Source organism: Tenacibaculum sp. AWR4_210 (assembly GCF_056160945.1).
The window spans coordinates 165,250-186,079 of sequence record NZ_JBSWYF010000008.1 but is presented as its reverse complement, the minus strand read 5'-3'; the positions used below and the strand labels follow the sequence as shown (position 1 = coordinate 186,079).

Genomic DNA, 20,830 nt, shown 5'->3' with positions numbered 1-20,830 from the left:
TACAAATCAAACAATTTTCTTCCAAAATTATTAACTAAAACTTTATTTATGAAACAAATTTTCACCCTACTTCTAGCCTTGTGCTTTTGTAGTTTTGGTTGGTCTCAAATGAAGATTACCGGAACTGTAAAAGATGCGAATAACGAAGTACTCCCAGGAGCAAACATCTTGGAAAAAGGGACACAAAACGGAACCAACTCAGACTTTAATGGTAAATTTAGCTTAACCGTTAAAGAAGGCGCTATCCTAGTGATTAGCTTTTCTGGTTTTGAGACTCAAGAAATTGCTGTCGATGGCAAAAAGATCTTTAACATCACCTTAAAAGAAGGACTTCAGCTAGACGAAGTTGTCGTTACTGGATCGAGAACTCCTGCCAGAAGTAATACCTCTAGCCCCTTACCAGTTGATATTGTAGGAGTGAAAGAATTACAAGCCACTGGTCAGACTACTTTTGACAAGGCTCTGCAATATAAAATTCCATCTTTCAACACGGTAAACACACCTGTTAATGATGCTACTTCCTTATTAGACCCTTATGAAATCAGAAATATGGGACCTAGTAGAACCTTAATTCTCATTAACGGAAAGAGAAAAAACCTAAGTGCGCTGCTCTACACGCAAACCTCTCCAGGTCGCGGTGAAACAGGAGCTGACATATCAGGAATCCCAACAGACGCTATTAAAACCATTCAAATTCTACGTGATGGAGCCTCTGCTCAATACGGATCTGACGCCATTGCCGGGGTAATGAATATCATTTTAAAGGACGACTACAAGAACGGATCTGCTACTTTTCGCTCGGGAATCACGGGTGAAGGTGATGGAGAAATGTTAGGAGTAAGTGTCAATAACGGTACACAAATTGGTGATGACAAAGGATTTATCAACTACACAGTTGACTTTTCTAAAACAGCTTTAGCAAACAGACCGGGTACTGTTGATGCAGAAGGAGAATTTGCTGACTTTGGTGGAACTCGTCCGGGAGAAACTTTAGCCGACATCAGATCTTTTCTAAGCCGACGTCCAGATGCCGGAAACATCAATGGATCACCAGAAACAACCGCTGCTAAATTCTTAGTTAACGGTGCTTTAGATTTCAAAAAAGAAAGCGAACTGTATTTTAACGCTGCCTACGTATACAAAAAGGTAAACAGTTTTGCCAACTATCGTACTCCGTATTGGAGAGATATTCAAGACTATCCTTATTTAGCGAACTTATTCCCAGGAAGCCATCCTAGTAACCCTGGAGGCTACGACGGGTATGTTCCAACTTTTGAAGGTGACCTCAACGATTACAATGCCACGTTAGGCTTTAAATCTAAATTAAACGGATGGAATGTAGATGTAAGTGCCACTTTTGGTGGTAACATGCAAACCTACTCGGTAAACAATTCACATAATCCCTCAAGCATCCCCACGACAGCTACTTGGACTGATGCCAACAACAACGGAGTCGTAGATCCAGGTGAGTTGTCGAGTCAGGGGAACAAATACCGTGAAAACAGCCCTATTAGCTTTGACCCAGGAGGAACATCATTTAGTCATATTGTAGGAAACATCGATATCTCTAAAGTACTTTCAGACCACGTATCTATCGCATTTGGTAGTGAGTTTAGAACAGAAAATTTTGAAATTATTGAAGGAGCCCTAGCTTCTTACGAAGGAAACGGTGCAGACTCATTTGCTGGTAACCGACCAGAAAATTCAGGTAAATTTAATCGTTACAACCTCGGTGGATATTTTGACCTAGCCTGGGATATCAACAAAGATTTCCTAATCAACGGAACGGTACGTGCTGAAAACTATTCTGATTTTGGAAGTACTTTTGTTTGGAAAGCGAGTTCGCGTTACAAATTTGCAGATGATAAATATACCTTAAGAGGATCTGTATCAACAGGATTCAGAGCCCCTACGTTACATCAAATATACACCCAAAAAACGCAGTTTAGCTTTGTTCCTGGTTCAGGAATCCAACGCGGTGGTTTTGTAAACAACGTATCTCCACAGGCACGTTTACTCGGAATCCCTAAGTTAAAGGCCGAAGAATCGACAAACTTTACAGTAGGTATTGGTGGTAAGCCCTTTAAAAACTTCTCTTTTACAATTGATTACTACCACATTGCTGTAGACGATCGTATTGTGTTGAGTACCGAAATTGGGAGAACCTCTGGAGGCGGAACGGCTCTAGATCAAATTTTAAATGCCAACAACTTAAGTGATTTAAGTTTCTTTGTAAATGCAATTGATACCAAAACAGCTGGTTTAGATTTTGTATTTAGCTATAAAAACTGGGAAATTGGGCCAGGAAAAGTTGGGCTAAACTTATCTGGTAACTACACCATTACCAATGAACGTGACGGTGCGGTTAAAAACCCAAAAATCGTTGCTGATGCTGGTCAATCTGTAGTAAACGCAACTCAAGAAGCGTTGTTTTTTACCTCTCGACCAAGAACAAAATGGATTTTAGGTGCAACTTATGATATCGGTAAATTCGGTTTCTCATTAAACAACACCTATTTTGGTAAAACTACCTTTAAGCAACAAGGGTTAGACAGCAACCTAAGAACCGAATTCACTCCAAAAATCGTAACAGATTTAGGAGTTAACTACAACATAGATAAAAATTGGACAGTTTCGTTCAATGCCAATAACATACTAAACGTATTACCAGAATGGAGCTTTAAAGCAGAAAATGCTGCTGGACAAGCCATCTTAAACGATCCTGCTCAGGTAAAAACCCAGTCGAACTTGATTACGTTTAACCAACGTTATTCACAAATGACCTATGATGGGTACCACTTTAGTCAATTGGGATCTATGTTTAACCTTTCGGTGAACTACAGATTTTAGAATTTAATTGTTTTCATTATATATTTTCTGAAATATATACACAACCTCAGAGCTTTGATTCCCCTTCTCTGAGGTTTTTCTTTGCTTGTATTTTCCTCGTAAAACAGCAATAGCCTCCCTAGTACTTATGAATAGTACCCGCTACTATTCCAATACCCTCATAGCTTACCAACTTCAAGTGACCTCCAGGAGCTCCATCACGCTAACTATAAGCATTGTAATTGGTTGATATATCCAAGTAGTGCTACCTGAATAGCAAGCACAAGAAGTTGCCTCTCACCTACTGGTAACGGCATTAAAATAGAGAACAAAAAGGTATTAGCAAACTTGTATATGCGACTGCAGTTACAACCGACTCGTGTGCTATAGATCCGGAAAGCGATCTCCGCTGCTACTAAAACAATTCGGGCTTAGCGCCTTTTACATCCTTGTAAAAATCGTGAAATACTTTAAAATCAGCCTCCATATCATCGGTCGGGTAAAACGGCTCTGATACAGCCATTTGTTTGCGACCAAAATCCAAGGTAAACATGATTATAGGAACACCTGCTCCTTTGGCGATGTAGTAAAATCCTGTTTTCCACTTATCTACTTTTTGACGTGTTCCTTCGGGCGATAATGCCAGACGAAATTCCTCATTTTTATTAAACACATCGACGATGGCATCTACTTTATTAGAACTTTTGGTTCGATCGACAGGAGAACCACCTAACCAACGAAAAATAAAACCGAATGGCGGTTTAAACAAGGCCTTCTTCCCGATAAAATTGATCTTCACACCCCAAGTATTACGACCCAAAATCGCAATAGGAAAATCCTTCCAACTGGTGTGAGGGGCACCAATTACAACATACTTCTTTAAATCCTTTGGAAATTCTCCAACGAGCTTCCACCCTAAAATTTTGGTATAAATAAACTTAGAAATCATTTCTTACAAATAAACTTCAATGATACGGTTTTCAGTAATAATAACAAATATTTTTAGCATAACTTGCCCTATATTTGCGTAACTACTAAATTAACTATTTTTAATGAACACCACAATTATCGTACTTATCACTGCGATTACTGCTCTTGTATTAGGATATATTATAGGGCAACTCTCTGGAAAACTATCCTTAAAAAAAGCAACTGATGATCTTGACAATCAACTGCGAAATTTACAAGCGCAACTCGATAAAGAGCTATTGATCAATCAAGAAAAAGAGCGCAGCTTCCAAGAACAGAAAAAGGAGTTTAGCCAACGCCTCGAAGCCTTTAACAAAGAAAATCAAGCTTTGAGGAGAGAAAAAGAGTTTGGAGCTATTACTCTAGCTCAAAAAACGGAAGAGCTCAAAAATTTACAAATAAAGCTCAATGAGAATAAAGAAGAGGTAAACCAACTTCAAGAAAAGTTTAGTAAGGAATTCGAGAATTTGGCAAATAAGATACTCGATGAAAAATCGACCAAGTTTACAGAACAAAACAAAGAAAACCTTAAAAACATACTGAATCCGCTACAGGATAAAATTCAGACCTTTGAAAAAAAGGTCGAAGACAGTCAAAAAGAGAGTATTTCAATGCACTCTGCCCTCAAAGAGCAATTGCTAGGCTTAAAAGAACTGAATGCTCAAATGAGTAAAGAGACGCTAAACCTCACGAAAGCGTTAAAAGGAGACAGCAAAACCCAAGGAAACTGGGGAGAATTGGTATTAGAACGCGTACTTGAAAAATCTGGACTGGAAAAAGATCGCGAATATTTTGTTCAGCAATCGTTCACCAATGACGAAGGCAAGCGAATTCTTCCCGACGTCGTAATCCACCTTCCTGATAATAAAAAAATGGTCGTGGATTCAAAAGTTTCACTAACGGCCTATGAGCAATACGTAAACAGCGATAACGATCAAGATAAAGAACGCTTTGTAAAAGAACATCTGAATTCCTTAAAGCGTCACGTCGAGCAACTTTCTGAAAAGAAATACGAAGACATTTACAAAATCACCTCACCCGATTTTGTCCTGTTATTCGTTCCTATTGAACCGGCTTTTGCCGTTGCCTTAAACCAAGACAACACACTCTACAACAAAGCTTTTGAGCGAAATATCGTTATCGTTACTCCAACTACCTTGCTCGCTACTTTGCGAACCATCGATACGATGTGGAACAACGAAAAACAACAGCGAAATGCTCTTGAAATTGCGCGTCAAGCAGGTGCTCTTTACGACAAATTTGAAGGACTCTTAAAAGACCTGATCAATATCGGTAAAAAGATAGATGCCACTAAAACAGACTACAGTGCGGCCATGAACAAACTCGTGGAAGGTCGTGGTAACCTCATTACCAGTGTTGAAAAACTAAAAAAGATGGGAGCCAAAGCAAAAAAGGCACTGCCTGAAAAGATCATTCAACGTGCAAACGAAGAAGAATAAGCTAAAAATACCACAGCTACCAAGCCCGATATCTATCGGGCTTTTTTTATGCAAATATCACAAAACTTCCCATTTATTACATCCATCACTTTGTAGCTGTTCTTTTCCTATACTTTTATAAGTAATACGGGGTCATTAGTAGCCGAAATTACACTTAGTGCCCCCTCACTCAAACAGCAGTTTTTTCATGCCAAAAGAATACTCTAATTCAAACGTCTACCAACAAGCAAAACTTCGAATTCACGAAGTTTTCAAAAAGTTCCCCAAGGTTTACCTCGCTTTCAGCGGTGGAAAAGACAGTACTGTCATGCTTGATATAGCCATCAGAATTGCTAAAAAACTAGGCAGAGTTCCCTTAGATGTACTCTTTATTGACTTGGAAGCTCAATACCAATGTACCATTCAGCACATTGAAGCGGTTGCCCTCAACGATCCGGCTATACGATTACATTGGGTTTGCCTGCCCTTAAACTTGCGCAATTCAGTCAGTGTTTTCCAACCGCACTGGCGATGCTGGGATCCTGAGGAGAAAAATAACTGGGTCCGACCAATGCCAAAACATAAAGCGGTGATTAGCTCGATAGATCACTATCCTTTTTTCAAATTTGGTATGGAGTTCGAAGATTTTGTTTACAAATGGGGACAGTGGTTCGCCGGCAAGAAATCCTGTTCTTGCTTATTAGGGATTCGAGCCAACGAAAGCCTTCACCGATTCATCTCCGTAAAACGCCCCGGATGGAAAGGAAAAAACTGGCTCAGTCGAAGTAGTGATTACTTAATTTTCTCCTACCCCATTTACGATTGGACTACAGAAGACATATGGAAATATACCGGAAAGTTTGACATTCCTTACAACGCTTTGTACGATGCACTGTATCGCTGTGGACTTTCCTTACACCTCATGCGTGTGTGTCAGCCCTACGGTGACAGTCAGCGTTTAGGCCTAAAATTTTATCAATTAATAGAACCTGAAACATGGAATAAGCTACTGCTCAGAGTTGCAGGAGCAAATTTTGGCGCCATGTACAGTAAAACGGCCTTATTGGGCCGCAGAAAAGTGCAGCTTCCTCCAAATACTACATGGAAAAAATACTGTAGTATACTACTGCATTCGATGCCTGAGATCTCAAAAAAACACTACCACCAAAAAATTACCATATTCTTGCAATGGTGGAGTACTCGAGGGTTTCCAATCCAATTGATTCCAGATCAAGCTAATCTACAGTTAGAAAACACCGGAAAAATTCCATCCTGGAGACGCATCTGTAAATGTCTTATCAAAAATGATTGGTGGTGCACCAGTCTCGGTTTTAACCAAACGAAAACAACCTATGAAAAACTCTACAAAAAACCTGAATCAAAATAAAGTTATCCAGCTACTCAAAACGGTTCACGAACTAACCTCTATATCAAACCTAGAGCGCTGTCGCTTGGAGGCGCAAATTAAAAATTTCTGTACACCGCTGAATACAGAACCCATTGCTGCTGTCTTATGGGTTCCCTATCAGCAAATAAAGGCCAACAATTACAACCCCAACAAAATGGCTTCGGTAGAAAAAAAACTCTTACTACAGTCCATGCTACAACACGGATTGACAGCTCCCTTAGTGGTCACTAAAAATACAGATGGTTACTTTCAACTCATCGATGGCTACCACCGATTTCAATTGATTAAGAAGAACAAAACACTGTTGGAACGTTTACAGAAATGTGTCCCCGTCGTTCAATTAGATATCGATTTAAGTGAACAAATCGTAGCTAGTATTCGACACAATAGAGCCCGCGGTAAACATCAAATAACCGAAATGAGTTATGCTGTTCAAACCTTGTATGCCAACGGTTGGACTACGGAAAAAATCATGAGTGCACTCGGTATGGATGCTGATGAAGTACTGCGCCTAAGTCAGTTCAGTGGTCTCGGTGAGCTCTTTAAAAATAAAGCGTTTTCAAAATCTTGGAAGTAACTTTACCCTAAATATGCTCTAGCATAAAAAAAGGTTTGAACACAGACGTGTTCAAACCTTTTTCAACTATATTTTACAGTATACTTCTTACATTACAAAAAGTCTTCTGTGATGCATTAAATCGTATACTTTCTCTCCTACGGCTTCTAAAGCTTCGTCATTATCAGCATTGTTAATGGCCTCGTCAATCAAATCAACGATACTTTGCATATCCTCTTCAACAAGTCCCCTCGTAGTAACTGCAGCAGTCCCTACGCGAATTCCTGATGTGATAAATGGTGATTGCGTATCAAACGGAACCATGTTTTTATTTACCGTAATTTCAGCTTTACCTAAGGCTAATTCAGCATCCTTTCCAGTAATTCCTTTATTTCTCAAATCGATCAACATCATGTGATTGTCCGTACCATTTGAAATGATGTGATATCCTTTGGCTACAAATGCAGCTGCCATCGCACGTGCATTTTCGCGAACTTGAATTTGGTACTCTAAAAACTCATCGGTCAAAGCCTCTCCAAACGCAACAGCTTTGGCTGCGATTACGTGCTCTAAAGGTCCTCCTTGATTTCCAGGGAACACCGCAGAGTTTAACAAAGTCGACATCTTCTTAGGCTTACCACTCTTTAAAGTTAAACCGAATGGATTGTCGAAATCTTGTCCCATCATAATCATTCCTCCTCTTGGACCTCTCAAGGTTTTGTGGGTTGTAGTTGTAACAATATGACAATGAGGTAACGGATCTGATAAAATCCCCTTAGCTATCAATCCCGCTGGGTGCGAAATATCGGCCATCAAAATAGCTCCAACGCTATCTGCAATTTCTCTAAATCGAGCGAAATCAATATCACGAGAATACGCAGAAGCTCCAGCAATGATCAACTTAGGTTGGTGTTCTTTCGCCTGAGCTTCGAGATGATCGTAATCGATTAATCCCGTCTCTTTTTTCACGCCGTAAAATACAGGATTGTACAATTTCCCTGAAAAATTAACTGGTGATCCATGGGTTAAATGTCCTCCATGAGAAAGGTCAAACCCTAAAATCGTATCACCTGGCTTTAAACAAGCAGCAAAAACCGCCGTATTCGCCTGACTTCCAGAGTGAGGCTGCACATTTACGTACGCCGCTCCAAATAATTCCTTCGCTCTATCGATAGCTATTTGCTCTACAATATCAACTACTTCACAGCCTCCGTAATACCTTTTTCCAGGATATCCTTCAGCGTATTTGTTCGTTAATACAGACCCTTGTGCTTCCATTACTTGTTCACTTACAAAGTTCTCAGAAGCAATCAACTCTAAACCGTTTAGCTGTCTCTTTTTTTCCTCAGCTATCAGGTCAAATATCTGGTGATCTTTTTGCATTGTTGTGTTTTGTTAAAAATTGTTGCCAAATGTAATGATTTTATCAGGATTTTTGTTGCTTAATTCCAGTATTTTCATCATCGCAACACCTATTAATACTATATTAATCAAATCTGAGATTATTTTTCTTTTTTTTAAATTAGGGACTAGTCTAACTTGAAAAAAATATGTAGGTTTGATAAAAAATAAAACAATACAATTACATGGAAATAACTGCCAATAATCCAAATAGAAAATCCTGGTTAACCGTCTCGGAAAACTCTGATTTCCCTATTCAAAACATTCCTTTTGGTGTGTTCTTAACCAAGGATGACATCATTACCATTGGAACGCGAATCGGAGATTATGCCATTGACTTGGGGGCGTTACACCAATTAGGGTACTTTGAGGGAATCCCTTTAACAGACGATATATTTTTACAAGATACTTTAAATGATTTCATCGCTGACGGACGTAAAACTTGGCGTTTGGTTCGCAATAGAATCGCCGATATTTTTGACGTTAAAAACGGAAAATTACGCGACAATGCAAGCCATAAAGACAAGATCATTTTCCGCATGGACGAAATTGAAATGCAATTACCTGTTAGCGTAGGTGACTACACCGATTTTTACGCGAGCAAGGAGCACGCTACCAATGTAGGTTCTTTATTTAGAGACCCTGAAAATGCCTTGTTACCGAACTGGCTTCACATCCCTATCGGATACCACGGTAGAAGCTCTTCAATCGTTCCTTCAGGAACCCCTATTCGTCGTCCTATTGGACAATCAAGACCTGCAGAAGGGAGCACTACTCCTGGTTTTGGGCCTTCTAAACTTTTGGACTTCGAATTAGAGATGGCATTTATCACAACGGTAGCCAACGATTTAGGAGACCGCATTCCTATCGAAGAAGCTGAAGACTACATCTTTGGATTAGTATTATTTAACGACTGGTCTGCCCGTGATATTCAAGCTTGGGAATACGTGCCATTAGGACCGTTTTTAGGAAAGAATTTCGCCTCTACAATATCTCCTTGGATCGTTACCTTGGACGCTCTTGAGCCATTTAGAGTAGACAATCCAAAACAAGTACACGAACCTTTACCGTACTTACGCAAAGAAGGAAATAAAGACAGTTACGATATCAACTTGCAAATGGCTATTCAGCCAGAAGGTGTTGAAGAAACAGTGGTTTGTAATTCTAACTTTAAGTACATGTACTGGACTATGGTACAACAATTAACCCACCACACCGTAAACGGATGTCCTGTAAACTCTGGAGACATGATGGGAAGTGGTACTATCTCTGGACCTACTAAAGACAGTTTTGGTTCAATGTTAGAACTTACTTGGAGAGGTCAAAATCCACTTACAATGAAAGATGGAAGTACACGTAAATTCATCAATGATAACGATACTGTTATTATGCGCGGTTACGCTCAAAACGACAAGGTTCGCATTGGATTTGGTGAGTGTACAGGAAAAATATTACCTGCTATCGAAGACTAAGAAAACTTCGAGCGAGTCAACAACTAAAAAAAGCTGCACAGTAGATACTGTGCAGCTTTTTTTTAGTTGCTTTTATTTTTTACTCTTCCTCTGGTGGTGGATGTCCGTGAATTTGTTCGTACACCTCATCAAAATTCGAACGTAAATAGGTATTTAATTTCTTGCGATAGTCATCTTGTAACCAATCGATAAAATTGTGTGTGCTCTTACAAATACACTTTGAATACCTGTAAATACGGTCATCGATATCTCCTCCGAGTTTCTTTGCTAAAATCAAGGCATCGAAAACATCTTCACTGTTTTCTACACACAACTTTGCATGGTGCTCAATAGATTTCTCAAGTACCTTTTTAGAAGATTGCCCAGCCTGAATGGTTTGTACATACACTTTTTTTACATCGAAGTACAAATCTTCTGAATTGGCAAATTCCTTTTTAATCTCAGCAGGTAACTCGTATTTAAACTCGCTTTCAATTTCTTCATCGGTCAATAAATTATCCAAATAGAAATTAGGCGCTCTAAACATTTTTTGCCAATCCAAATCGGCACCCCAAGGTCCGAAACGATGGAAATTATTCCCTAAGTCGATCACGTTAAAATCAGACTTTCCTGGTAAGATACGCGATCCACGTCCGATCATCTGATAATATAAGGTTAACGATTTAGTAGCTCTGTTCAGAATAATAGAACTCACAGAAGGCTCATCAAAACCGGTAGTCAAAATACTTACTGAAGTAATGATGGCATTTGGAGTTTCGTGGAACCATTTAAGAATGAGGTCACGCTCTTTTTTAGTATTGGTATTGTCTAAGTGCGCAATCGGATATCCCGCTCTCTTAAACGTATCAAAAACGTGTAACGAAGTATTAATACCATTGTTAAAAATCAACGTTTTCGTTCCCTTAGCACGCTCTTCATACGCCTGCAATAACTTAGAAAGCATGTCAGAATTCGTATACAGATCTTCCGATGACTTCACGGTATAATCACCGTTGGCACCTACTTCTAAGGACGTTAATCCTACATTGTATGAAAATACTCTCGCTTTTGCCAAGTATTCGTTTTCTATCAAGGCCGCAATACTCTCTCCTACGATTAGCTCATCGTAGTTGTTCTTCATAGGTAACTTGATGTTCGAACTCAATGGCGTTGCAGTTACCCCCAAAATAAACGAATTGCTAAAGAATTTGAAGAGCTTTGTAAACGAGTTGTAGTGGGCCTCATCAATAATCACTAAACCTACGTCAGAAATATCCAACATATCGTCGTTTAATCGATTATTTAAGGTTTCTACCATGGCTACAAAACAATCAAAATCTCCTTGATCATCTAACGAAGCCTTACTGTCTACAATTTTATTCTCTACACCAAACTCACTCAGCATCTTCGCCGTTTGCTTACACAGCTCAATACGGTGTGTCATTATCAAAACTTTTTTCTGATAATGCTTGAGGTACTGCCTTGTTATTTCCGAGAAAATTACAGTCTTTCCTCCACCAGTTGGCAACTGGTATAACAAGTGATAATTATTAGGGGCATTTTCAAAACTCTTAAAAATTTTGTGTAACGCTTCCTTTTGGTAATCATATAAATTTTTACCTTTTTTTTGTTGGGTCGTCGTCGTTTCTTTACTCAATTTTGTGCTATTTTGAAGTGTGCAAAAATACGACGAATTAAAGGAAATTCCTTGTTTTTTGCGTTCTTTTTTAAAAGTTTTTTAAATGGATGTTAGCAATTTCGTAATGAGAGGCATGCGCCACAACGGTACCGTTTTTAATAACCAACAACTGTGGTGATTGATGCAAAACTTGAAAGGTGTACCCGACTTCATCAGAAATATTGCGATAGCTCAGCAAATCGAGATAATACACTTTGAAGTCCTTTAAGTCTTCGTCAAAACTCTTTACAAAGCGCTGGATAACCATACTACTAATACCACAACGCGTGGAATGCTTAAAGATGGCAATAGGCTCTTTTTTTGACTGCTGCTGTATTTGTTTTAACTGCTCTAAATTAGTCAAAGGAATCCAGTTTATATAACTCTGTACCTCTTCTCCCTTGCTTTCTGTCGATTTTCCAAATAACTTATTAAGTAGTCCCATGTTTAAAATTTAATGCTCAGTCGTTAAATATACGCTTACCTTTCATTTGGAAGCTAGTAAAGCATCCCTCCTACTCGAACTGCTCATTCGCGTTGAACAACTGAAATTCGAAACCAAATTTGCAAAAAAGTCATTAAAAAACACACAAAACAGACAAAAAGACAGTAAAAACACCACTAAAAGCGTCATTTTGACACCAAAAGCAATACTATTTGAAATGGTATTGAATTTGACAGTTTATAAGCAAAAAAACAACGATTATGAATTTTAATAACTTTACCATAAAATCTCAAGAAACCTTACAGCAAGCCCAACAGCTTGCACAAGGTTTGGGTCACAGCCAAATTGAGAACGAACATATATTTAAAGCACTCTTTTTAGTTGATGAAAATGTGTTGCCCTTTCTTTTAAAGAAACACCAAATCAATCTCGACTTACTTCAAAACATCCTAGACAAGCAACTCGAAAGCATGCCTAAAGTAAGCGGTGCCGATATTATGTTATCGAGAGAAGCCGGAAAAACGCTAAACGAAGCTTCCTTGATCGCAAAAAAAATGAACGATGAATACGTTTCCATCGAACACTTGATTTTAGCAATTTTTAAGTCGAAAAGCCAAATAGCTCAAGTACTTAAAGATCAAGGATTGGCTGAAAAATCATTAAAAGCCGCTATTGAAGAACTGCGCAAAGGAGATCGCGTTACTTCACAAAGTGCAGAAGACACCTACAACTCGCTTAATAAATACGCGAAGAACCTCAATCAGCTTGCGCAGGACGGAAAACTAGATCCTGTCATCGGACGTGATGAAGAGATTCGAAGACTCTTGCAAATACTGTCGAGAAGAACTAAAAACAACCCCATTTTAGTAGGAGAACCGGGAACTGGAAAAACAGCTATTGCAGAAGGCTTGGCCCATCGAATCATTCGAGGTGACGTTCCGGAAAACTTGAAAGACAAGCAAATTTTCTCTTTAGACATGGGAGCACTAATAGCCGGTGCAAAGTTTAAGGGAGAATTTGAAGAACGCCTAAAATCTGTTGTGAAAGAAGTTACTGGAGCCGATGGAGATATCGTATTATTCATCGATGAAATTCACACACTCGTCGGTGCTGGAGGAGGACAAGGAGCCATGGATGCCGCGAATATATTGAAACCTGCCCTTGCCCGTGGTGAACTCCGTGCCATTGGAGCGACCACCTTAGATGAGTATCAAAAGTACTTTGAGAAAGACAAAGCCTTGGAACGTCGTTTTCAGAAGGTATTGGTCGATGAGCCTGATACGGAAAGTGCTATTTCTATACTTCGAGGTATCAAAGACAAATACGAAACACACCACAAGGTGCGCATAAAAGACGAAGCCATCATAGGTGCCGTAGCCTTATCACAACGCTATATCACCAATAGATTTTTACCGGACAAAGCCATCGACCTCATGGATGAAGCCGCGTCAAAACTCCGTATGGAAATAAACTCGAAACCCGAAGAACTGGACGTGCTTGACCGCAAAATCATGCAGTTAGAAATTGAAATTGAAGCGATAAAACGCGAAAATGACGACCAGAAACTCAAAAGCCTCAATGCTGACTTAGCCAATTTAAAGGAAGACAGGAACGAGATCAATGCTAAATGGCAATCTGAAAAAAGTGTTGTTGACAAAGTACAGCAATTAAAAACCGAGATAGAACAATTTAAAATTGAAGCCGAAAAGGCAGAGCGCAATGGCGATTACGGAACCGTTGCTGAATTGAGATACGGTAAAATTAAAGCTGCTCAAGAGGCCTTGGAAACTCAACAAGCGCTGTTAGCAGAACAAAGTGAAAACGCACTCATCAAGGAAGAAGTCAATTACGATGATATTGCGGAGGTAGTAGCGAAATGGACCGGAATCCCCGTGACGAAAATGCTGCAATCAGAACGCGAAAAACTACTGGCTTTAGAAAACGAACTACACAAACGCGTCGTTGGTCAGGAAGAAGCCATTGAAGCTGTTTCCGATGCTGTTCGTCGCTCGAGAGCCGGGCTTCAAAACCCGAATAAACCTATAGGTTCCTTTTTATTTTTAGGAACTACCGGTGTTGGTAAAACAGAGCTCGCGAAGGCCTTAGCATCCTATTTATTTGATGATGAAAACGCCATGACACGTATTGATATGAGCGAATACCAAGAGCGTCATTCCGTGAGTCGACTCGTGGGAGCTCCTCCGGGATATGTAGGTTATGACGAGGGTGGACAGCTTACAGAAGCTGTAAGAAGAAAACCGTATTCGGTAGTTTTACTAGATGAGATTGAGAAGGCCCATCCAGATACTTTTAATACCCTATTACAAGTACTCGATGAAGGGAGGCTTACCGATAACAAAGGTCGTGTCGCGGATTTTAAAAACACCATTATCATCATGACTTCCAATATGGGGAGCCATATCATCCAAGAAAAATTCGATACGATGAAAGGAGAGATTGACACGGCAATGGAACTCGCAAAGTCTGAAATATTGAGTTTATTAAAACAACAGGTTCGTCCTGAATTTTTAAACAGAATTGACGACATTATTACCTTTACCCCGCTCACACAAGCGAACATCGAAAAAATTGTTGCGCTTCAGTTGGAGCAGGTCAAAAAAATGGTAGCAGCACAGCAAATAACCATCGACGCTACAGACGAAGCCATTCGATACCTCGCCCACAAAGGGTATCAACCGGAATTTGGTGCACGTCCTGTAAAACGAGTTATTCAAAAAGAAGTCCTCAATCAGTTATCAAAAGAAATCCTATCTGGGAAAGTCACCACCGATAGCATAATCTTACTCGATGCTTTTGACGAGCAACTGGTATTTAGAAATCAATCCGATTTGGTGAATCAATAAAAAAAGCTGCGAATGCAGCTTTTTTTTATAATTAAATTGCCGTTAGCGCAAATTCAGCTACAGCATGATCGTTTTCAACGGTGCTACCGCTAACTCCGATGGCCCCGATAACAGTTCCGTTGTTATCTTTAATAGGTAAACCTCCTGGGAAAGTAATCAATCCTCCGTTCGAATGTTCGATATTAAACAAGGCTCCTCCTGGTTGTGATAGTTCTCCAATAGCTCCTGTAGGCATATCGAAGTAACGTGCAGTTTTCGCCTTTTTTTGTGCAATATCAATCGACCCTAACCAAGCGTCATCCATCTTAGCAAAAGCAACTAAATTAGCTCCTGCGTCGACAATAGCTATATTCATTTTCACTCCTAATTCCGTAGATTTTTCACGTGCTGCAGCGAGCATTTTTTCCGCTTGTTCTAATGTAATATTCATAAATATATCTTTTTATTTCCGGTACAAAATTACAGGAGTTGTCTCGTAATTTTTTAGCTATTTAGGGCAGATACTTATGAATACGGGTCACCCTCTTAAGATCGAGCTATTTTGGACGGGCTCACCCCAAATTTAGTTTTAAATGCACTGCTGAAATTTGATAAGCTGGTATACCCCAACTTCCAATAGACCTCTGCAAGGGGTTCTTGTCCGGAATGCAGTAAAAATTTTGCGTGGTCCAATCGTTTATTTCGCAACCACTTTCCCGGTGACTCTTTGTAGAGTTGCTTAAACTGCCTTTTGAACGTCGATAAACTTCTGTTAGACAAAAAGGCCAACTCCTCTACGGAAAGCGAACTGTACGTATTGGCTTGTACCACAGCCGCTACATCTTGATTTTGAACGCTGCTCAGCAAACCTGCTAAATACGCTTCAAAAGGAGTACCGTACTTCTCTAATAAATACAATAGTAATTCTTCAAACTTAAGCGACAGAAACCTTTCTTGAAAGCGCTTTAACGCTGGGACCTGCCCTAAAGAAACGACAAAGGCGTCGATATAGGCATCATTTTCAATGATAAACGAACTCCTCGCACTGATAGTAGCAGAGACGCCACCGTATTCTTGTAATACGCGTCGCAGTGCAACATCTGAAAAAAACAAAAGCTTGCAATAGTAGGTAGCCTCAGCGTCTAAGGTTTCTGACCATAAGCAGTGTCCTTGTTTAAGCATAAGCGATTGACTTGCATCGACCTGAAAAGATTTAGTAGACAGATGTACCTGTTTGGTTCCTCTTTGCAAAAAACTAAACATATGCCTACTGAGCTGTACCTTATCTTTTACAATTGCAGACTGCATGTGCAAATCGTACACCATCAATTCCGGTACATCGGCGCCTTCAGCAATATATACTTCAGGAATAGAGGCTATGTTTACAAAGGAATCTTGCGTCATTTCCTACAAAAAACCTTGTTCTTTCATCCAATTATCAGAATAAATCTTATTCATATATCGCGATCCATGGTCTGGAAAGATGACCACAACAACACTGTTTTCATCAAAGTAACCTTTAGCAGCGTATTGTAAAGTTCCCTGAATAGCGGCTCCAGAAGTATAGCCTGCGAAAATACCTTCTGACTTTACCAATGCTCTCGCCATTAATGCTGACTCTTTATCCGCAACTTTTTCATAGACGTCAACCACGTCAAAATCCGTTGAAGTAGGAATTAAGTTTTTCCCCAAGCCTTCTATTTTATAAGGACTAATTTCATCGGCATCAAACTCACCAGTCTCGTGATACTTCTTAATCACCGACCCCATGGCATCGATACCTAATATTTTTATTGCTGGATTTTTTTCTTTTAAAAATCTCGCTGTTCCCGAAATCGTCCCCCCGGTTCCACTAGCAGCTACTACATGGGTCACACGACCTCCGGTTTGCTCCCAAATTTCAGGCCCAGTACTTTTGTAATGCGCTTCTATATTGAGTTCATTAAAATACTGATTGATATAAATAGACCCTGGATTTTCACGGTGTAAACGCTTAGCCACTTCATAATACGATCTCGGATCGTCAGCTCTTACATTAGCAGGGCATACGTGAACCTCTGCTCCCATAGCTCTTAGCATATCAATTTTATCTTGTGACGACTTATCACTCACAGCCAAAATACATCGATACCCTTTTACTATGCTTATCATAGCCAATGAAAAACCTGTATTTCCCGATGTTGTCTCAACAATAATATCCCCTTTCTTTACAATACCTTTCTTCTCCGCAGTTTCAATAATATGCAGTGCAATACGGTCTTTGGCCGAATGCCCTGGATTAAAAGCTTCTACTTTTGCGTAGTAGGTACCAGGTAAGTTTTCTGTAATTTTATGAAGTTGTACTAAAGGGGTTTCTCCTACAAGTTCTAATACGGATTGGGTAATACCGGGATGTCTCATTCTTAATAAATATAAAAGGCGTCATTACGAGTAGTGCGCTTTATACAAACTTATACTCGTAATGACGCCCTACTTAATTTCGTGGGCAAAAATATAACTATTTTTCTAACTGACCTTCTAACATCAAAAAGAACGCGTATTCTTCTGCTGTTTCTTTCAGTGCTTCAAAGCGACCTGAAGCCCCACCATGTCCTGCATCCATATTTATATGCAAAAACAACATATTGTCATCCGTTTTGTATTCTCTTAATTTAGCTACCCATTTTGCAGGCTCCCAATACTGCACTTGACTATCGTGCAACCCTGTTGTCACCAACATATTAGGATACGCTTTTTTCTCAATTTGATCATATGGCGAATACGATTTAATATATTCGTAATATTCCTTATCGTTAGGATTCCCCCATTCATCGTATTCTCCTGTAGTCAACGGAATGCTATCGTCGAGCATGGTTGAAATCACATCAACAAATGGTACCGCTGCAATCACTCCATTGTAAAGTTCTGGATTCATATTAATTACTGCTCCCATCAACAATCCTCCTGCTGAACCTCCCATTGCATACAAATGAGCTGGAGAAGTATAGCCTTGATCAATTAAATACTTAGAGCAATCTATAAAATCTGTAAAAGTATTTTTCTTGTTCAACATCTTTCCGTCTTCATACCATTCTCTTCCCAAGTATTGGCTTCCTCGAATATGTGCTAGTGCATAAACAAATCCTCGATCCAACAAACTCAAACGCGTCGTTGAAAATCCGTCTGATATGGTATATCCATACGACCCATAGGCGTACTGTAATACTGGAGTGTCTTTCGTCAACTTGGTATCTTTGTGGTGTACTATAGAAAGTGCAATTTTTTTACCGTCTCTTGCAGGCACCCACAAACGCTTACTTACGTAATTTGCCTTGTCAAATTTACCTCCTAAAACTTCCTGCTCTTTTTTAACCTCTTTGGTTTTATCCGCCATATTAAAATCGATTACAGAGCTCGGTGTTGTCATCGAATTGTACGAATAACGAATCACGTCTGTATCGAATTCAGGATTTGAATACACTCCTGCTGAGTAGGTTTCCTCATCGAATGGCAAATAATAATCGGCTTTTCCATCCCAGCGCTTGATACGGATTTTATTCAAACCTTCCGTACGCTCTTCGAGTACTAAATAATCTTTAAAGATCGAAAAATCTTCAAAAAAGGTATCTTCTCGATGTGGAATTACATCTACCCAATTCTCTTTAGTAGTCTTGTCTTCTGGAGTTTTCATCAACTTAAAATTGACTGCTCCATCTTTATTTGTCTTGATATAAAAATGATCTCCGTAGTGCGCAATATCGTACTCTAAATCTCGCTCTCTAGGCTGAATTACATGTAACGCTGCATTCGGGTTATCCGCTGGTAATACCTGATACTCGGAAGACACCGTTGAATACGAACCTACAACAATATACTTTTGAGATTTAGTTTTGGTTACAAACACGCCAAAAGTATCGTCTTTTTCCTCAAAAACTAATTGATCTTCGGAAGCTGGCGTTCCTAAAACATGCTTAAAAATCTGAGAACTTCTCAAGGTTACTGGGTCCTTTTTGGCATAAAACAAGGTTTTATTATCGTTGGCCCAAACAGATCCTCCTGTAGTATTTTCTATCTTGTCTGCGTATACCTCACCTGTCGTTAAATTTTTTACCTGTATGGTGTATTGTCTTCTACTTACCGTGTCCACAGCAAATGCCACCAAAGCATTATCCTTAGACACATTAAGACCTCCTAACTGAAAATACTCATGTCCTTCTGCCTCTTTGTTCACATCGAACATTACTTCTTCTGCAGCTTCTAAACTTCCCTTTTTACGACTGTAAATAGGGTATTGTCCTCCTACCTCATAACGAGTAATGTAATAGTAATTATTTTTGTAGTACGGTACCGACTCATCATCTTCTTTGATTCGTCCTTTCATTTCCTCAAAAAGATCTTTTTGGAAATCTTTGGTCGCTGCTGTTTGCTCCTCGTAATAGGCATTTTCAGCATTCAGGTAATCGTATACTTTTTGCGTTTGTTCGTCTTTATTCTCGGCATTTTTTTGCTCGTCCGACAAGCGCATCCAAAAATAATTATCTATTCTTTTATCTCCGTGTTTCTCTAATACAGTTGCTTGTTTTTCAGCAACAGGGGCTTTGGTATCTATTTTCATTCTCTCATTTTTGCAGGCTGCAAAAATAAGACTAAAAGCCATAGTAGGCAGCATTATTTTTTTCATTTTTTTAAAGTATGGTTAAGATTTCAGTGAAAATACTACTTTTGTACCTTTAAATTCGTTAAAATTAAAATAAATGTTCGGAGATATCTCAGGAATGATGGGTAAGTTAAAAGAAGCCCAAGAAAAAGTAGAAGAGACTAAAAAGAGACTAGATACGGTGCTTATTGACGAAGCTGGTGCAGACGGTGCTGTAAAGGTAACCGTAACTGCGAATCGCGAAATCAAAGCCATCCGCATAGACGACAGTTTACTGGAAGACACAGAAGAGTTAGAAGACTACCTCATTTTAACACTGAACAAAGCGCTTTCAAGAGCTAGCGCCATCAATGAACAGGAGCTTGCCATCGCAGCCAAAAGCGGCATGCCAAACATCCCTGGAATGGACCTCTTTAAATAGTTCTTATGCAAGGTAAAGCTGAAGAGTACATGCTCCCCTGCCTCAATAAAAAATTATTGGGCGTTGAATGCCCTGGTTGTGGAATGCAACGCGCTACGGTACTCGTTTCAAAAGGCGAATTTCAAAAGGCGTTTACCACATTTCCACCAGTGTATACCACTTTGCTCTTTTTATTGGCGGCTGTGGTTCATTTGTGGATCCGGAAAAAGAAATCAGCTAGACTCTTACTCATATTAGCTGTAATTAATGGACTCTTTGTAGCGATTGCCTACATTGTAAAAATGACTAAATAATAAATTCATATCTCATGCACGAATTCGAAGAAAAAAAACTCCCCAATGCCACAGCAGTGCTCATCCTAGGAATATTCTCTATCCTAAGTTGCTGTTGTTATGGACTCCCGGGAGTTATTATGAGTATTGTCGGGATTATTCTCTACAATAAAGACAAAAAACTGTACAATGAAAGTCCTGGTATCTATACCAACTACAACAGCCTTCACACGGGGTTTATACTTTCAATTATAGGAATAGTCCTCAACGTACTGAGTCTCATTTACATCATTGCCGTGATTATTATGTTTGGAACAGGTGTATTTGACGATCCAGAACAGCTCCGTGAGTTCTTTGAACAAGCGAGCTAAAAAAAACACCTTGTGAATCACAAGGTGTTTTTTTTTAGGAGTACCCAACTCCCCTTCAACAAGTTATCAAAAGAACAGTTCATTTGTTAACATCCCTTGTGCATTCGGCAT

The 20,830-nt window shown here is 39.4% G+C and carries 17 protein-coding genes; 9 read left to right on the top strand and 8 right to left on the bottom strand.

The genetic code is table 11. The features are described 5' to 3' along the window. The first annotated feature begins 48 nt into the window (after nt 1-48). Nucleotides 49-2,850 (top strand): TonB-dependent receptor, encoded by a 2,802-nt coding sequence (locus tag ACXAG7_RS15590; RefSeq protein ID WP_476667396.1) that lies wholly within the window; start codon nt 49-51, stop codon nt 2,848-2,850. Between the two features lie 394 nt (nt 2,851-3,244). Here the strand turns inward: ACXAG7_RS15590 and ACXAG7_RS15585 are convergent, their stop codons facing one another. Continuing rightward, complete coding sequence (locus tag ACXAG7_RS15585; protein ID WP_408044294.1) at nt 3,245-3,778, bottom strand: 1-acyl-sn-glycerol-3-phosphate acyltransferase; 534 nt, start codon at nt 3,776-3,778, stop codon at nt 3,245-3,247. A gap of 103 nt (nt 3,779-3,881) precedes the next feature. Here ACXAG7_RS15585 and ACXAG7_RS15580 point away from each other — a divergent pair, with 103 nt between their 5' ends. The 3 genes from ACXAG7_RS15580 (at nt 3,882) to ACXAG7_RS15570 (ending at nt 7,222) form a co-directional block, all read left to right on the top strand. Further along, on the top strand, nt 3,882-5,258 hold the full coding sequence (locus ACXAG7_RS15580; RefSeq protein WP_408044295.1) for a DNA recombination protein RmuC: 1,377 nt from the start codon (nt 3,882-3,884) through the stop codon (nt 5,256-5,258). 187 nt (nt 5,259-5,445) lie between these two features. Next, nucleotides 5,446-6,624 carry a DUF3440 domain-containing protein gene (locus ACXAG7_RS15575; RefSeq protein WP_476667395.1) on the top strand — a complete coding sequence of 393 codons (1,179 nt, stop codon included), beginning with the start codon at nt 5,446-5,448 and terminating at the stop codon, nt 6,622-6,624. Continuing rightward, the gene (locus ACXAG7_RS15570) at nt 6,590-7,222 is read left to right on the top strand and encodes a ParB N-terminal domain-containing protein (RefSeq protein WP_408044297.1); all 633 of its coding nucleotides are present in this window, start codon (nt 6,590-6,592) and stop codon (nt 7,220-7,222) included. Before ACXAG7_RS15575 ends, ACXAG7_RS15570 begins: the two co-directional genes overlap by 35 nt. An 87-nt stretch (nt 7,223-7,309) precedes the next feature. On the opposite strand, the gene glyA is transcribed toward ACXAG7_RS15570, so the two are convergent. Then, nucleotides 7,310-8,584: a serine hydroxymethyltransferase gene (gene glyA, locus ACXAG7_RS15565; protein ID WP_408044298.1), complete on the bottom strand. Its 1,275-nt coding sequence runs from the start codon at nt 8,582-8,584 to the stop codon at nt 7,310-7,312. Between the two features lie 203 nt (nt 8,585-8,787). Here glyA and fahA point away from each other — a divergent pair, with 203 nt between their 5' ends. Continuing rightward, entirely contained in the window at nt 8,788-10,074 is a 1,287-nt protein-coding gene (gene fahA, locus ACXAG7_RS15560) for a fumarylacetoacetase (protein WP_408044299.1), read from the top strand. A 79-nt stretch (nt 10,075-10,153) separates the two neighbouring features. On the opposite strand, the gene ACXAG7_RS15555 is transcribed toward fahA, so the two are convergent. Next, nucleotides 10,154-11,710: a DEAD/DEAH box helicase gene (locus ACXAG7_RS15555; protein WP_408044300.1), complete on the bottom strand. Its 1,557-nt coding sequence runs from the start codon at nt 11,708-11,710 to the stop codon at nt 10,154-10,156. 70 nt (nt 11,711-11,780) lie between these two features. Then, nucleotides 11,781-12,176, bottom strand: a complete 396-nt coding sequence (ytxJ, locus tag ACXAG7_RS15550) for a bacillithiol system redox-active protein YtxJ (protein ID WP_408044301.1) — start codon at nt 12,174-12,176, stop codon at nt 11,781-11,783. 260 nt (nt 12,177-12,436) lie between these two features. Between ytxJ and clpB the strand changes: the two genes are divergently transcribed. Then, nucleotides 12,437-15,040 (top strand): ATP-dependent chaperone ClpB, encoded by a 2,604-nt coding sequence (gene clpB / locus ACXAG7_RS15545; protein ID WP_476667394.1) that lies wholly within the window; start codon nt 12,437-12,439, stop codon nt 15,038-15,040. A gap of 31 nt (nt 15,041-15,071) precedes the next feature. On the opposite strand, the gene ACXAG7_RS15540 is transcribed toward clpB, so the two are convergent. From ACXAG7_RS15540 to ACXAG7_RS15525, 4 genes are all read right to left on the bottom strand, one after another. Beyond that, nucleotides 15,072-15,470, bottom strand: a complete 399-nt coding sequence (locus ACXAG7_RS15540; RefSeq protein WP_476667393.1) for a GlcG/HbpS family heme-binding protein — start codon at nt 15,468-15,470, stop codon at nt 15,072-15,074. Nucleotides 15,471-15,565: 95 nt separating this feature from the next. Beyond that, nucleotides 15,566-16,423, bottom strand: coding sequence for a helix-turn-helix domain-containing protein (locus tag ACXAG7_RS15535; protein WP_476667392.1), 858 nt, complete (start codon nt 16,421-16,423; stop codon nt 15,566-15,568). Nucleotides 16,424-16,426: 3 nt separating this feature from the next. Beyond that, complete coding sequence (gene capA, locus ACXAG7_RS15530) at nt 16,427-17,419, bottom strand: cysteate synthase (RefSeq protein ID WP_408044305.1); 993 nt, start codon at nt 17,417-17,419, stop codon at nt 16,427-16,429. A gap of 97 nt (nt 17,420-17,516) precedes the next feature. Beyond that, nucleotides 17,517-19,655 (bottom strand): S9 family peptidase, encoded by a 2,139-nt coding sequence (locus tag ACXAG7_RS15525; protein WP_476667415.1) that lies wholly within the window; start codon nt 19,653-19,655, stop codon nt 17,517-17,519. Nucleotides 19,656-19,752: 97 nt separating this feature from the next. Here ACXAG7_RS15525 and ACXAG7_RS15520 point away from each other — a divergent pair, with 97 nt between their 5' ends. The 3 genes from ACXAG7_RS15520 to ACXAG7_RS15510 are packed head-to-tail and all read left to right on the top strand — an operon-like array spanning nt 19,753 to nt 20,719. Then, nucleotides 19,753-20,076 (top strand): YbaB/EbfC family nucleoid-associated protein, encoded by a 324-nt coding sequence (locus ACXAG7_RS15520; protein WP_476667391.1) that lies wholly within the window; start codon nt 19,753-19,755, stop codon nt 20,074-20,076. 5 nt (nt 20,077-20,081) lie between these two features. Further along, on the top strand, nt 20,082-20,369 hold the full coding sequence (locus ACXAG7_RS15515; protein WP_408044308.1) for a DUF2752 domain-containing protein: 288 nt from the start codon (nt 20,082-20,084) through the stop codon (nt 20,367-20,369). A 14-nt stretch (nt 20,370-20,383) separates the two neighbouring features. Further along, nucleotides 20,384-20,719, top strand: a complete 336-nt coding sequence (locus tag ACXAG7_RS15510; protein ID WP_408044309.1) for a CCC motif membrane protein — start codon at nt 20,384-20,386, stop codon at nt 20,717-20,719. Nucleotides 20,720-20,830 lie beyond the last annotated feature (111 nt).